The following is a 12,948-nucleotide window of genomic DNA, read 5'->3' as shown; positions in this document are numbered from 1 at the left end:
AGGTGTGAATACTTAGACTCAGAGTAAATTTAACTTAGCTTCGACGCTTTTTACCCGATACGCTGAACACCATGAAACGCTTCTTTACTGCAGGGATGACTGATACCGGACTGATCCGATCTGTCAACCAAGACGCTTATTCTGTCGATCCAGATGAGCGATTTTTCATTGTCACTGATGGTATGGGTGGACACGCAGGCGGACAAGAAGCCAGTCGCATCGCGATAGAGACGATGCAAGCAGTTCTGACGCAGCAGTGGGAAACCGATCTCGATTCGGAAACGCTGTTGCAGCAAGCAGTCTTAGAGGCGAATCAAGCCATTCTCAAGGATCAGCGCCTCCACCCGGAACGAGCAGATATGGGAACTACGGCAGTTGCGGTGATTTTCCGGGATGACCAACCGCTTTATACCCATATTGGAGATTCGCGACTATATCGACTGCGAGGAGCTAAACTCGAACAAATCACCGAAGACCATACTTGGGTGGCAAGAGCAATGCGCCTCGGTGAAATTACGCCGGATCAAGCGCGAGTCCATCCCATGCGCCACGTCTTAGCCCGATGTTTAGGACGACCTGAATTAGAAACCGTAGAAGTACGATCGCTCTCCGTGCAGTCGGGCGATCGTTTGCTGCTCTGTAGCGACGGACTGACCGAAGAACTCTCTGATCAACTCATCGCGAACCATCTGAAATCAATTCGAGCCTGCGAAAAGGCAGCCACTGCGTTGATTAATGCAGCAAAAGATCGCGGCGGACGAGACAATATCACTGTGGTGATTGTCGCAATTCCGTAATCTGAATCTGCTTTATCACCATCACTCTAAAGTAAGATTCTGGCAATCTGTGTACGAAACCGTACAGACAAAAATTCACGCTGCCCGATACCGTAGCTCTTAGCGAATGTAAGCAGCGAGAGTATTTACTCTGCCTGGACTATGGCTCTTTCTCCTCAGCGGGTTCAACTGATTGGCTCAAAATCTTACATGGATACCTTTCCCCTACAAGCCCTGCGGATCCTGGTCGTAGATGATAATCAAGATTCGCGAGAAATGATGATCGCGGCACTTGAAGCAGAAGGAGCAGAAGTCATTGCGGCTGAGTCTGCCCAAGCCGCCTTGATCACCTTATCGACTTGGAAACCCAATCTTCTCATTAGCGACATTCGGATGCCCGATGCTGATGGATATAGCTTTCTAAAAGCGCTACGATCTCGATCGATTACTATCCCTGCGATCGCGGTGACTGCATTTGCCCGCGAAGACGATCGTCAAGAAGCCCTCGCCGCCGGATACCAATCGCACTTATCGAAGCCAATTGATCTCGAACTGCTCTACAGCACAATCGCCACGCTGATTCGGGAGTCTGGTGCTCAATGTCGCATTCGCGACCAAAAAGAATAGCTAAATCTCGGCTAGTTCCTCAACTCTGCCCATCTATAGAGAGGATAGAGAGATAGATACGATACGATAGCGGTCATATTCACTGAAGCAAAATTTTATAAACAACAGGCGTAAGACGCTAGCATTTTAGCCCGCTCTTTTGAGCTACCGTCCAGTCGTCTCTTGTTGCTCGATTTACCCATGACTAGAGATTTCACCGATTCTGTAGCTCCAGATGTTCAACGGGCAACCAGTCTACGGTGGCTCCTGCAAGCCATGTCTCCGCCCTGCAACCAACTCCTAACCGCACTTCCTTCAGGCGATTACGAGCGTCTGACTCTACTTCTAGAACCTGTTACCCTGTCCTTGGGCCAAGTTCTTTATGAACCGAATCAATCCATTGAGTACGCCTACTTTCCCACCACCGCTGTTATTTCCCACTTGAATGTGATGGAGGGCGGGCGAGAAGTCGAAACTGTCACGATCGGCAACGAAGGAATGATCGGCGTTCCGCTCATCCTGGGAACCGATCACATTCCGACGCGAGCGACCGTTCAAATTCCTGGTACAGCGCTTCGTGTTTCTGCAAAAGCCATTCAAGCTGAACTCAGTGCGAGCCGATCACTGCAATTTCTCTTGCTGCGCTACATTCAGACGCTGATGAATCAGATTGCACAAAATCTTGCCTGCACCCAATTGCATTCGAGCCAAGAACGCTGCTGCTACTCGTTGCTATTAACGCATGATCGCCTGGGAGAGTCAATCTTGCCGCTTACCCATGACTTACTTTCCCGAATGGTGGGAGTGCGGCGCGATCGCATCGGCGAAATTATTGACACGCTAGAGCGGGCTGGATTAATTCAACATCAGCGCGGTCGTTTGACCCTTTTGGATCGATCAGGCTTAGAATCTGCGGCGTGTGAATGCTACCAAATTTTACGATCGCAGTTTGACCAACCGTTTGAAGAGTTGTGATAAACCACCCTGATCCTATGTACGGTAAGGGACAGACAACGGTGACACAAGACTTATACCTTAGAAACCGCATTCGGATTGTGGTCTGAGTGGTTGTGTGTCGCGGGTCTGTTGGCTTTCATGCCTCAAAATCGTTCTCGTCCTACTCAAAATAAACTCTTACGCGCTCTGTCCCAAGAAGAGTACGAGCAACTGTCGCCGCATTTGGAGTTTGTCACACTGCCGTTCAAGCACGTCTTGTATGAGCCGCATCAGCCTGTCGATTATGTGTATTTCCTCAATCACGGTGTTGTTTCAATGGTGACGATTACCGAAGAGGGAGAAACGGTCGAAGCGGCGACGATCGGCAATGAGGGCATGGCGGGCATTCATGTTTTGCTGGGGGTGAATCACCTCTCGCTACAAGCAATCGCGCAAGTGGCAGGCAACGGAATGAGAATGCGAGTCGATGCGTTCCGCCGAGTCGTCACACCCGACACTCGGTTATATGAGCTACTGTTGCGCTACATTCAGGCGTTAATTAGCCAACTGTCCCAAACAGTTGCCTGTAATCGGCTGCATTCGGTTGAGGAGCGCTGTTGTCGCTGGTTGCTGATGTGTCACGATCGCGTCCCGACCGATGAGTTTTTTCTCACTCAAGAATTGTTGTCTCAGATGCTGGGAGTCCGACGGGCGAGTGTGAGTGTTGTGGCAGCGATTTTGCAAAAAGCGGGATTAATCACCTACAGTCGCGGCAGAATTCGGATTCTCGATCGCCAAGGACTCGAATCTGCCTCTTGCGAGTGTTATCACTTAGTCAAGATAGAATTCGATCGGTTGTTAGGCGACGAGCTAAGAGATTCGGAAGATTAAACTGCAAAAACTGAAATAATTCAGAAGAATTTCAAAGACTCGATAAAGATGTCCTTAGTGGAATAGTCGAGGTATCCGTAAGATTGCTAGGATGCCCCCACGGAGATTAGAACTATCATGTCAGAGCGCGGCGATTGAGAAAATGCTGCCCAAAAGGACTGCCTTTGTTTGAAAGTAGAGAAAAAAGGTTCCGCTTGCGTTAATCTCTATCTCGCGTTCAAACCTCCTTCCCAAAGCTGAGTGATATAATTCCCGCACCTGTATTCAGGCTGACTGTTTCACACCTTTAGATAGAAAGGAGATTGCCCTTGTCCCGTCGTTATTTTTTTACGTCTGAGTCCGTCACTGAAGGACATCCAGACAAGATTTGCGACCAGATTTCTGACACGATTTTAGATGCGCTTCTAAGCCAAGATCCGAGCAGTCGGGTTGCGGCTGAAGTAGTTGTCAACACAGGATTGGTTCTCATTACAGGTGAGATCACCACCCAAGCAAATGTCAATTACATCGATCTTGCTCGCAAAAAAATCGCTGAAATCGGTTATACCGGAGCCGAGAACGGATTTAGCGCCAATAGCTGCGCTGTGATGATCGCACTTGATGAACAATCCCCGGACATCGCTCAAGGCGTTGACACCGCTCAAGAAAGCCGCGAACATCTCAGTCAAGAAGCGCTCGATGCGATCGGGGCTGGCGACCAAGGCATTATGTTTGGGTTTGCCTGCAACGAAACGCCAGAATTGATGCCGCTCCCAATTTGTTTAGCACACCGGATTTCTCGTAAGCTTGCCGCCGTTCGCAAAACGGGTCAATTGCCCTATCTGCGTCCCGACGGTAAAACTCAAGTCACTATTCTTTACGAAGACGATCGACCCGTTGGCATCGATACAATTTTAGTTTCGACGCAGCACACCGCCACGATCGGCGACATTAGCGACGAAGTTGCGATCCAAGAAAAGATTAAAGCAGATCTCTGGGCACTCGTGGTAGAGCCTTGCTTCGCTGATATCGACGTGAAGCCTGACGAAAACACTCGATTCTTGGTGAACCCCACAGGCAAATTTGTCATTGGTGGGCCTCAAGGCGATTCTGGCTTGACCGGGCGGAAAATCATCGTTGATACTTACGGCGGTTATTCGCGTCATGGTGGCGGTGCATTCTCTGGAAAAGATCCCACCAAAGTCGATCGCAGTGCGGCGTATGCGGCGCGGTATGCCGCGAAAAACATCGTTGCCGCAGGTTTAGCTGACAAGTGCGAAGTTCAGTTAAGCTATGCGATCGGTGTAGCGCGTCCTGTCAGCATCATGATCGAAACCTTTGGCACTGGAAAGGTAAGCGATGAAGTCTTGCTGTCATTAGTGCAGGAGAATTTTGATCTGCGTCCAGCAGGCATTATTCAAGCGTTCGGCTTGCGGACGCTTCCCGGAGAGCGCGGCGGTCGTTTCTACCAAGATGTTGCCGCATACGGTCATTTTGGTCGCCCTGACCTCGAACTGCCTTGGGAGCAAACGGATAAGGCTGCACTGTTAAAGGAAGCTGCTTTATCGACGACCGCAATTAGCTAAAAGGTTCAATTCGATCTGCCCCCAAGAGACTGCTCTCTGGGGGGTATTTTTTGTTCCAAGCTGAAATTCTGATGGAAACTGCACAATTAAACAGAATTTACGATCGTCCCCTTGTTTCTTTGGTAGGAGTCTTCCCTTAAAATTAAGGCGGAATTGCACTGTGAAAAAGCGTAAATATTAGCCCTATGAGAATTCTTGCCCTCGTTCCTGGTGGAATAGGCGATCAAATCCTATTTTTTCCAACCTTAGACGATCTAAGAGCGACCTATCCCAATGCTCAAATCGATGTTGTTGTTGAGCCAAGAGCGAAGGCAGCCTACCGCATTTCTAAATCCGTTAACCATATCATTCTGTTTGATTTCAAAGGCAGTAACAGTCTGTCGGACTGGAGCAATCTGCTTGGGGTACTGCGCGATCGCGAATACGATGTCGCAATTTCTCTCGGTCAACGCTGGGGGATTGGCTTCCTGCTGTGGCTGAGCGGCATTGAAACTCGTGTTGGATACGACAGCGGAGCTAAAACCTTTTTTACAAGAACCGTTCCGCTTAATCAAAATCAGTATGCGGCGGCGATGTATCACGACTTGCTGAAGGGCATAGGCATCGATCGTCCCGTCTCTGACATTGCAATCAGCGTTCCAGCAAAAGATTTGGAGTGGTCGGATGCTGAGCGCAAGCGGCTTGGGTTGCAAGATGGCGGATACGTTTTGATTCATCCTGGAGCAAGCCAACTTTCCCAGCGTAAGGGAATCGATAAGATTTATCCTGCTGAAAACTGGAAAAAAATTATCCAGGACTTTCAGCAAAAACAGCCAGATTTACCGATCGTTCTGATTAAAGGTGAGGAAGATGAAGCGATCGTCGCTCAATTAGCGGCGCTATGTCCTGGAATTAAGGTGACTGCGCCCGAAAACACTGGGCAGCTGGTTGCCATGGTGGCAGGGGCGAGCTTGATGCTTTGTACTGATAGCGCACCGATGCACATTGCAATCGCGGCTCAAACGTTCACCTTGGCATTGTTTGGCGCAACTGATCCAGAGAAGCTTCTACCTAAGAGCGATCGAGTGATAGCGATCAAATCTCCAACGGGCAAAATGGCAGATATTTCACCGCAAGTGGTACTTGATCGCGTTTGGGGCGGTTAGTACTCGCCACCTGCCGAAATGCCGCTACCGTAAATCTCCGCGTTTCTGATATTGATGCCATTGAGAACTGCGCCAAGCGTTTGCGCGTTAATCAGGCTAGCACCAGATAGATTTGCATCGGTAAGATTGGCATAATCGAGGGTGGCATTGCTCAGATAGGTGGTCGTGAGATTTGCACTTTTCAAATTTGCGCCTGTTAAATCTGCACCCTCAAGATTCGCACCTGTGAGATTCGCGCCTTCAAGATTGGCGTTTCGCAAATCAGCACCCAACACATGGATTTCTTTCAAGTCTGCGCCTGCAAGATTACAACCGGAACATTCTCCGGTTGTGAGCAGTCGTTGAACGTGCTGAGGATCGGCTGCTTTCCCTGGTACTGAGATCGAGATGACAGCGAGACAAGCGAGTGTAATTCCAACTTTTGCAAACATAAAAGTATCCTCCAAAAATTGAGTGGAGCGAGCCTATCAACAAGGTAAAGTAGCAGTCTTATTTATTACTTCAAGCGTAGACAAACGAGTTCCAGAAAACCTCATTCTCTGGATGTCATTCGATCGGATGAATTTTGGAAAAAGTACGAACACCCTGATCGAGACAGGACAAATTCTAAGTTTTGTTGAAGCTGCTAAGAATTTGTGCTTATCTTCATTTTGGCAAACTTTTTCTGCGATGGCAAAATCCCTCAGCTTCTTCTAACAATTCTTCTTCTAACAATTGAAAGTGCAATCAAAACTGCACTATGACACTCATAAATTTGATAAAATTTAACATCATCACTATCGATGTTACGCTCAGCAGTTAGGAGACCTCATGACCGGATTCATTCGAGGATTATTTTCAAAATCCAAATCGAACGAGACAGAAGCACCCGTAGAACGTCCGAAGAAAGAGAAAGCCGAGCGTCTGAAAAAAGAAAGCGCTGCCTTCTTTCTGGAAGCTACTGAAGCTCAAACGTTTGGCAATTCGGAGTATATGAAGGCATCTAAAAGGATTCGACGGACTTTCCCTAAAACAGTGGACAGTCCAGACGAGAAGGAATACATCCAAGAGCTTTCTGCTATGGGTCGCGTGACTCCGGGTAAAGCCAAAGTAGAAATTGTTGATCCGAAGCAAGAAGCTAAATCGTCTCCAACTGCTCCGATCGAGGATGCGGCTGCTCAACGTCGAAAAGCTGCGTCGGATATGGATATGTTCCGCAAGATGGCGAAAGACATTCGTAAATAGTTCGGGTGCTTGTGGTGTTATCGTCTCCAGTTTCCTTGCGAAATTGGAGATTTTTATTGTTTGACGATCGTTGATCCAATCAAGAGAGATCCATTTTCCTGGTAGATTGAGCGATGTATAGCGCTTAGAGGCAGGAAGATGCAGCCAAAAATCATTGTTTTAGATGATGATCCAACAGGGTCGCAAACTGTGCATAGCTGTCTGCTTCTAATGCAGTGGGATGTCGAGACTTTGCGTGTGGGATTGCGCGATCAAGCGCCGATTTTCTTTGTGCTGACGAATACACGATCGCTGACTCCCGAAGCTGCAAAAAGCGTAACTCAAGAAGTTTGCTGCAATTTGAAGCAGGCGATCGCGCTTGAGTCGATTCAAGATTTTCTGGTGGTAAGTCGATCCGATTCGACTTTGAGAGGACATTACCCGATCGAAACGGATGCGATCGCGGAAGAACTCGATTCGTTTGATGCTCATTTCCTCGTTCCTGCATTTTTTGAAGGCGGACGAACGACTCGCGACAGTGTGCATTATTTGAAAGTCAATGGTGTCGATACGCCAGTTCACGAAACTGAATTTGCTAAAGATTCTGTGTTTGGATACAAGTACAGCTATTTGCCGGATTATGTGGGAGAAAAAACACAGGGTCGCATTCATGCCGATCAAGTCGAGCGATTTCTGCTAGCAGACATACGAGCAGGAATTCAGCCGAGATTAAAAAATTTACACAATAATCAATGCTGTGTGGTTGATGCAGAAACACAGGCAGACATGGATCAATTTGCATCAGATGTATTAACTGTTGCATCGGAAGGAAAACGCTTTTTATTCCGTAGTGCAGCAAGTCTGCTGACATCGCTAGCAAATTTGGGAGCGCAACCGATCGCACAAGCAGAAATGGCACGTTACGTCCGGGGAGGCAAACCCGGAGCCGTAATCGTTGGATCGCACGTAAAGAAGACCACCGAGCAGCTACAGAAATTACTCGAAGCTCCTGGAGCGGTTGGCGTTGAGATCGAGGTTGCACAATTGACTGGATCAGATGAGGCGCACGATCGTTTACTAAGTGACGCAGTTGAAAAAATTAGCGAAATTCACAACGCTGGAAAAACTCCTGTCGTCTTTACCAGCCGTAAAGAATTGACCTTTGATGATGCCCAAACTCGCTTGGATTTCGGCGAATCTGTTTCAACACTTTTGATGGACATTTTGCAGCAGCTTCCAGCAGACATCGGTTTCCTGATTAGCAAAGGCGGCATCACCTCAAACGACACCCTGAGCCAAGGATTAGCGCTCCGAACTGCGCGACTTTTAGGTCAAGTTTTGGCAGGCGTTTCGATGGTTAGAACCGCAGAAGATCACCCACAGTTCCCAAACCTTCCCGTCGTTCTCTTTCCCGGAAATGTCGGAGATGAAGCCGCATTAGCAACCGTTTATCAACGCTTAAATCAACACATCTAACCCCATGGAACGTATCGGATTTATTGGACTTGGCATCATGGGAAAGCCAATGGTGCAAAACCTGCTGAAAGCTGGTTATCCTGTGACGGTGTTTAACCGATCGCCCTCCCCCATTTCAGAACTCGCCGCTCAAGGGGCAACCCCCGCAACTTCCCCCAAGCAAGTTGCTGAACAATCCGACGTTGTGATTACTTGCCTGCCGGATTCTCCAGACGTTGAATCCGTTGTACTAGGACAGGACGGAGTTTTAACCGGATCGCGATCGGGACTGTTGTTTATCGATATGTCTACGATCGCGCCAGCAACCTCTAAGAAAATTTACACAGAACTGCAAGCCCGCGGAATTCAGACGCTGGATGCGCCAGTTTCAGGGGGCGATATTGGTGCACAGCAGGGAACCCTATCAATTATGGTCGGGGGAGAAAAAGCGGCGTTCGATCGTGCCCTCCCCGTTCTGCAAGCAATGGGAAAAAATATTGTTCACATCGGCGAAGCAGGCGCAGGACAAGTCACGAAAGCGTGTAATCAAATCGTGGTTGCAATGACGGTTCAAGCGGTTGTAGAAGCACTAACGCTAGCGAAAAAATCAGGCGTTGATCCGGCAAAAGTTCGCGATGCCTTACTGGGTGGATTTGCTCAGAGCCGAGTGCTAGAAGTTCACGGGCAACGCATCTTGGATGGCAGTTTTCAGCCTGGATTCAAGCTCGATCTGCATCGAAAAGATATGAATATTGTTTTGCAGACTGGACGAGAAGTGGGAGTCCCTTTGCTCGGAAGCAGTCAAGTGACTGTTTTAATGGATTCCCTGATTGCTCAAGGCAAGGGAAATCTTGATAACACTGCGATCGCGCTCCTTTACGATCTGCTTTCAAATGCCTGAGATCTGCTCAGTTGGCTCCACTCGCGCGGTTGACCAACCCGCCTCAGCCTGTCCTAAAACGTAGGTCGCGATCGCTTCGATCTCTTCTTCGCTCAAGCGTCCCCCAAATGCAGGCATCGCATTTTTACCGTTGATCACTTGATGCCGAATCGCCTCTAGAGACTTCATTTCATACTTCTCTAGGGCTTCCTTTTTCAGAGTTTTGTGCGAAATGATCACATTGTTACCGCCAATGTGACAGGCAGAACAATTTGCATTAAACAGATGTTCACCATCTGATGATTCTGCTAACGCTGGAGAAATTGTCACAAAAATTGCGATCGCGCACATCAAAAGCGCGATCGCATTCCGAAACCAAGACGTTTGCCAATTTGAGTTCATTCTCCTTAGTCCTGCGCCAATATGGGTAAAAGCACTGATTTCATTGTAAGCCGAGATCAAAGTGCAACCGTAGAACCAAGGAGAATAGCGGAAATTAACCTTGGACGACAACTTTACCGACCATGCCCGCGCCACGATGAGGCAAGCAGTAATAGGTGTACTCTCCAGCAGGAGCGTCAGCCGGAATCGTAATTTCAAAGCTCTTCTTCGCACCTTCTAGAGCTTTGTGCGATAAGGAAGCAGCCAACTCTGCATTCCCACCAGGAACTTTTGCAGCATCAAAGATCACGTTATGAGGAGGCAATTGACCTACCGCAAATTCAATCGTGTCTCCAGGCTTAACGGTGACAATTGCGGGTTCAAACACTAGACCCTTTGCACCGCCCATTTTCACTTTCACGGTATCTGCTGAAGCAGGAGCAGCAGAAAGGAAAAGGCTACCCATAATTAGTAGAACTGCACAGAAAGCCAGGGTCAGTCCCCGGATAGCAGAAGCGATCGATTTCATAGTTCACTCTCGAATCGAAATGGTTTTCTAGAGGGTTTCTCTAGATTGTTTTTACATTTTACAGCCTGTCGTACTCACATTGACCGGGTTCTAACCGAAAATCATTTCCAGAAATCCGTTCTAAAAATTCGCGATCCCCCAACCTTTTGCTTTTTCGGCAGCTCTTAAGATAAAACCTGCAAGATTTTCGACTTCAGCCTGAGAGAGCCAAGACTCTGGCACTTCACGACAGAGGAGGCTGTCTTCGCTGCCATCATAGGTCATCGGTTGCCGCATGAATTTTACTAATTGTTCCACTGTGTCGCGGGGTGGTATCGCGTGTCTTAGCGCTTCTAACGATAAAGAGACAGTAGGGTTCGGTAACGTTGCACCGCCGACATGACAGGAAGCACAGTGAAGCTCAAATAGGTTTTTTCCTTTAATTAAGTCCTCAGCGGAAAACGATCGCGTTTCTCCTCGATCATTCATCACCACTGGAACCGGATCTGTCACTTGTAAATAATTTCTAACGTATGGATCAACTTTGGCATACGCAGGAAGGCTGATCGCTCCCCAACTGATCAAAGCAAAACAGAAGATTAGAAGGCAGCGTTGCCAGAATGTTCGGAAAGCTTGTATCAGCATCAGAGGATCAGCCTAAATTTGGGTTAGTAGTAGATTTTGCCGCCGCCCCATTTGTCGCCAACGACTTTGGGTTGCAGCAAGATGTGACCTGCGATCGCAGTTAGATCTTGATCGGTCAGGTTCCGCATTGCCGGGAAGGTATCTTTGCTCTTGAGGCTCGGATGTACTTCCGCGATCGATGTGGTTCCGTCATAGCTGGTCGGATCTTTCATGTAATCGACTAGCGCGTCAATGTTATTGCGAGACGGGGTCGCGAGTGAAAGCGCTTCAGGGTCAAGCCCAACGTTGGGGTCGGTTTTGGTAACACCGCCCACATGACATTGAGCGCAAGCGTATTGAAACAGGCGCTTGCCTTCTTTTACTTGCTTGGGGGTGAGGGTAACAGTACCCCCGCTCGCATCTTTTACCACCGTGCGGGTTGCGGCATCAAGTTCAGCAGCATTGGCAGACGGTGCAAAGACCTGAAAAGCAAAAAAGACAGTGGCAACAGCAAGCCAAAGAAATCTTTTAAGCATGGTTCTCCTTAAATGTGGCTCAGTAATCGGACTTCACAACACAACAATCGATAATGGCAGCCCGAAGGCAATCGGCAAATCGCTCGAATCGGCTTTGCTGATGATGAGAATAGACCTCTTTAATACCAATATCATGCCGTTGTGACAATGCTTTCACCAATCTTGAGATTCCACCTAGTCAGGAGTCGTGGTAAAGGTTTTTATCCCTGGAATCTGAACGCCGTGAGCGGTCGGAATGACAGGCTGATGCAGGCGAATCAGTTGCGCTAAGGTCTTTTTCAGTTGGGTGCGCGGCACGATCGCATCAACAAATCCATGATTTAGCAAATATTCCGCCGTCTGAAAATCATCGGGAAGTTTTTGGCGTAAGTTCTGTTCGATCACTCGTCGCCCAGCGAACGCAATCATGGCTTTCGGTTCTGCCAGAATGATATCTCCCAGCATGGCAAAACTCGCCGTTACACCGCCAGTCGTTGGATGAGTTAGGACTGGGATGTAAAGCAGGCGGCTTTCCCGGTGACGCTGTAGCGCTCCGGAGATTTTTGCCATCTGCATCAGGCTCAGCATTCCTTCCTGCATTCTCGCGCCACCAGAGGCGCACACAATTACAACCGGAAGGCGCTGCTGAGATGCGCGTTCAATCAGACGGGTAATTTTCTCACCCACGACCGACCCCATACTCCCCCCGATGAAGCGGAAATCCATTACGCCGAGCGCAACTTGGCAACCATCGAGTTGACCGATTCCGGTTTGTACGGCTTCAGTCAGCTTGGTTTTCTCTTGGGTATCGCGCAGGTAGTCACTGTAAGATTTGCGAGCGCGGAATTTTAGCGGGTCGGTCGGAAGGATATCTTCATCGATCGGGACCCACGTGTCTGCGTCGATCAATTGTCGAATCCGTTCTGGGCTAAAAACACGCATATGATGGCTGCATTCTAGGCAGACCATCTGATTTGCTCTGAGGTCTTTGGTGTAAGTCAATACACTACACATTTCACACTTTTTCCAAAGTCCATCAGCAATCTCTCGCTCTTGAGCCTGAGGAACTTTCGGATCAGATTTTCGCCGATTTGCAAACCAATCAAATAGTGACATTAGTGAATCTACCTACTACCACGAATAAAAGTTAACGGCTTATATAAAAGCGAGTAACATGTCGCTAGTTCAATCAAATCGTATTAAAAAATGCGTTCTTTTCTATACTCTACACGTACTAAATTTGACTACCTTAACAGTATGAAAGCTTGTACGTAACCCATCTCTGATGAGAAATCATTTTTGTCGCTGTATTTTCTCGTACCTCATTTAACCGCTCGATTGAGAAATATTTTCTCGACGCGTTCTTGGTTTATCCAATTGCCAAGACTTTGGCAACTCCTATCTCAAATTGTTGTCGTTGACATCCGTTAATCCTACCAAAATCTGGGAATTCTAAGCGCGAG

At 48.2% G+C, this 12,948-nt stretch carries 15 protein-coding genes; 9 read left to right on the top strand and 6 right to left on the bottom strand.

The features are described from left to right. Positions 1-71 precede the first annotated feature (71 nt). The 6 genes from NC980_RS06160 (at position 72) to NC980_RS06135 (ending at position 5,919) form a co-directional block, all read left to right on the top strand. Positions 72-797: a Stp1/IreP family PP2C-type Ser/Thr phosphatase gene (locus NC980_RS06160; RefSeq protein WP_190377894.1), complete on the top strand. Its 726-nt coding sequence runs from the start codon at positions 72-74 to the stop codon at positions 795-797. A 141-nt stretch (positions 798-938) separates the two neighbouring features. Then, positions 939-1,403 carry a response regulator gene (locus NC980_RS06155; protein WP_190377893.1) on the top strand — a complete coding sequence of 155 codons (465 nt, stop codon included), beginning with the start codon at positions 939-941 and terminating at the stop codon, positions 1,401-1,403. Positions 1,404-1,583: 180 nt separating this feature from the next. Further along, entirely contained in the window at positions 1,584-2,357 is a 774-nt protein-coding gene (locus tag NC980_RS06150) for a Crp/Fnr family transcriptional regulator (protein WP_190377892.1), read from the top strand. A gap of 120 nt (positions 2,358-2,477) precedes the next feature. After that, positions 2,478-3,209: a Crp/Fnr family transcriptional regulator gene (locus NC980_RS06145; RefSeq protein WP_190377891.1), complete on the top strand. Its 732-nt coding sequence runs from the start codon at positions 2,478-2,480 to the stop codon at positions 3,207-3,209. A gap of 308 nt (positions 3,210-3,517) precedes the next feature. Further along, positions 3,518-4,774: a methionine adenosyltransferase gene (gene metK, locus NC980_RS06140; protein WP_190377890.1), complete on the top strand. Its 1,257-nt coding sequence runs from the start codon at positions 3,518-3,520 to the stop codon at positions 4,772-4,774. Positions 4,775-4,959: 185 nt separating this feature from the next. After that, positions 4,960-5,919 (top strand): glycosyltransferase family 9 protein, encoded by a 960-nt coding sequence (locus tag NC980_RS06135; protein WP_190377889.1) that lies wholly within the window; start codon positions 4,960-4,962, stop codon positions 5,917-5,919. Here NC980_RS06135 and NC980_RS06130 read toward each other — a convergent pair. Beyond that, the gene (locus tag NC980_RS06130) at positions 5,916-6,350 is read right to left on the bottom strand and encodes a pentapeptide repeat-containing protein (RefSeq protein WP_190377888.1); all 435 of its coding nucleotides are present in this window, start codon (positions 6,348-6,350) and stop codon (positions 5,916-5,918) included. The two genes, NC980_RS06135 and NC980_RS06130, sit on opposite strands and share 4 nt — an antisense overlap. A gap of 379 nt (positions 6,351-6,729) precedes the next feature. On the opposite strand from NC980_RS06130, the gene NC980_RS06125 reads away from it, so the two are divergent. The 3 genes from NC980_RS06125 (at position 6,730) to NC980_RS06115 (ending at position 9,478) form a co-directional block, all read left to right on the top strand. After that, complete coding sequence (locus NC980_RS06125) at positions 6,730-7,143, top strand: hypothetical protein (protein WP_190377887.1); 414 nt, start codon at positions 6,730-6,732, stop codon at positions 7,141-7,143. A 138-nt stretch (positions 7,144-7,281) separates the two neighbouring features. Further along, positions 7,282-8,598 carry a four-carbon acid sugar kinase family protein gene (locus tag NC980_RS06120; RefSeq protein ID WP_190377886.1) on the top strand — a complete coding sequence of 439 codons (1,317 nt, stop codon included), beginning with the start codon at positions 7,282-7,284 and terminating at the stop codon, positions 8,596-8,598. A 4-nt stretch (positions 8,599-8,602) separates the two neighbouring features. Further along, positions 8,603-9,478, top strand: a complete 876-nt coding sequence (locus NC980_RS06115) for a 2-hydroxy-3-oxopropionate reductase (protein WP_190377885.1) — start codon at positions 8,603-8,605, stop codon at positions 9,476-9,478. Here the strand turns inward: NC980_RS06115 and petJ are convergent. From petJ to accD, 5 genes are all read right to left on the bottom strand, one after another. Further along, positions 9,467-9,859, bottom strand: coding sequence for a cytochrome c6 PetJ (petJ, locus tag NC980_RS06110; RefSeq protein ID WP_190377884.1), 393 nt, complete (start codon positions 9,857-9,859; stop codon positions 9,467-9,469). The genes NC980_RS06115 and petJ overlap by 12 nt on opposite strands. A gap of 94 nt (positions 9,860-9,953) precedes the next feature. Continuing rightward, positions 9,954-10,367: a plastocyanin gene (gene petE / locus NC980_RS06105; protein ID WP_190377883.1), complete on the bottom strand. Its 414-nt coding sequence runs from the start codon at positions 10,365-10,367 to the stop codon at positions 9,954-9,956. Between the two features lie 120 nt (positions 10,368-10,487). After that, positions 10,488-10,991 carry a photosystem II cytochrome PsbV2 gene (gene psbV2, locus NC980_RS06100; RefSeq protein WP_190377882.1) on the bottom strand — a complete coding sequence of 168 codons (504 nt, stop codon included), beginning with the start codon at positions 10,989-10,991 and terminating at the stop codon, positions 10,488-10,490. 23 nt (positions 10,992-11,014) lie between these two features. Continuing rightward, complete coding sequence (gene psbV, locus NC980_RS06095; protein WP_190377881.1) at positions 11,015-11,506, bottom strand: photosystem II cytochrome c-550; 492 nt, start codon at positions 11,504-11,506, stop codon at positions 11,015-11,017. A gap of 174 nt (positions 11,507-11,680) precedes the next feature. Then, complete coding sequence (gene accD / locus NC980_RS06090; RefSeq protein ID WP_190377880.1) at positions 11,681-12,601, bottom strand: acetyl-CoA carboxylase, carboxyltransferase subunit beta; 921 nt, start codon at positions 12,599-12,601, stop codon at positions 11,681-11,683. Positions 12,602-12,948 lie beyond the last annotated feature (347 nt).

Source organism: Leptolyngbya sp. AS-A5, assembly GCF_039962495.1.
Lineage (GTDB): Bacteria > Cyanobacteriota > Cyanobacteriia > Leptolyngbyales > Leptolyngbyaceae > Leptolyngbya.
This window is presented reverse-complemented; position numbering and strand designations above follow the sequence as displayed.

Coding starts and splice junctions, on each gene's coding strand:
- NC980_RS06115 (WP_190377885.1), top strand. CDS start 8,603: ATGGAACGTATCGGATTTATTGGACTTGGCATCATGGGAAAGCCAATG.
- NC980_RS06145 (WP_190377891.1), top strand. CDS start 2,478: ATGCCTCAAAATCGTTCTCGTCCTACTCAAAATAAACTCTTACGCGCT.
- petE (WP_190377883.1), bottom strand. CDS start 10,367: ATGAAATCGATCGCTTCTGCTATCCGGGGACTGACCCTGGCTTTCTGT.
- accD (WP_190377880.1), bottom strand. CDS start 12,601: ATGTCACTATTTGATTGGTTTGCAAATCGGCGAAAATCTGATCCGAAA.
- psbV2 (WP_190377882.1), bottom strand. CDS start 10,991: ATGCTGATACAAGCTTTCCGAACATTCTGGCAACGCTGCCTTCTAATC.
- NC980_RS06150 (WP_190377892.1), top strand. CDS start 1,584: ATGACTAGAGATTTCACCGATTCTGTAGCTCCAGATGTTCAACGGGCA.
- NC980_RS06155 (WP_190377893.1), top strand. CDS start 939: ATGGCTCTTTCTCCTCAGCGGGTTCAACTGATTGGCTCAAAATCTTAC.
- NC980_RS06130 (WP_190377888.1), bottom strand. CDS start 6,350: ATGTTTGCAAAAGTTGGAATTACACTCGCTTGTCTCGCTGTCATCTCG.
- NC980_RS06135 (WP_190377889.1), top strand. CDS start 4,960: ATGAGAATTCTTGCCCTCGTTCCTGGTGGAATAGGCGATCAAATCCTA.
- NC980_RS06160 (WP_190377894.1), top strand. CDS start 72: ATGAAACGCTTCTTTACTGCAGGGATGACTGATACCGGACTGATCCGA.
- petJ (WP_190377884.1), bottom strand. CDS start 9,859: ATGAACTCAAATTGGCAAACGTCTTGGTTTCGGAATGCGATCGCGCTT.
- psbV (WP_190377881.1), bottom strand. CDS start 11,506: ATGCTTAAAAGATTTCTTTGGCTTGCTGTTGCCACTGTCTTTTTTGCT.
- NC980_RS06125 (WP_190377887.1), top strand. CDS start 6,730: ATGACCGGATTCATTCGAGGATTATTTTCAAAATCCAAATCGAACGAG.
- NC980_RS06120 (WP_190377886.1), top strand. CDS start 7,282: ATGCAGCCAAAAATCATTGTTTTAGATGATGATCCAACAGGGTCGCAA.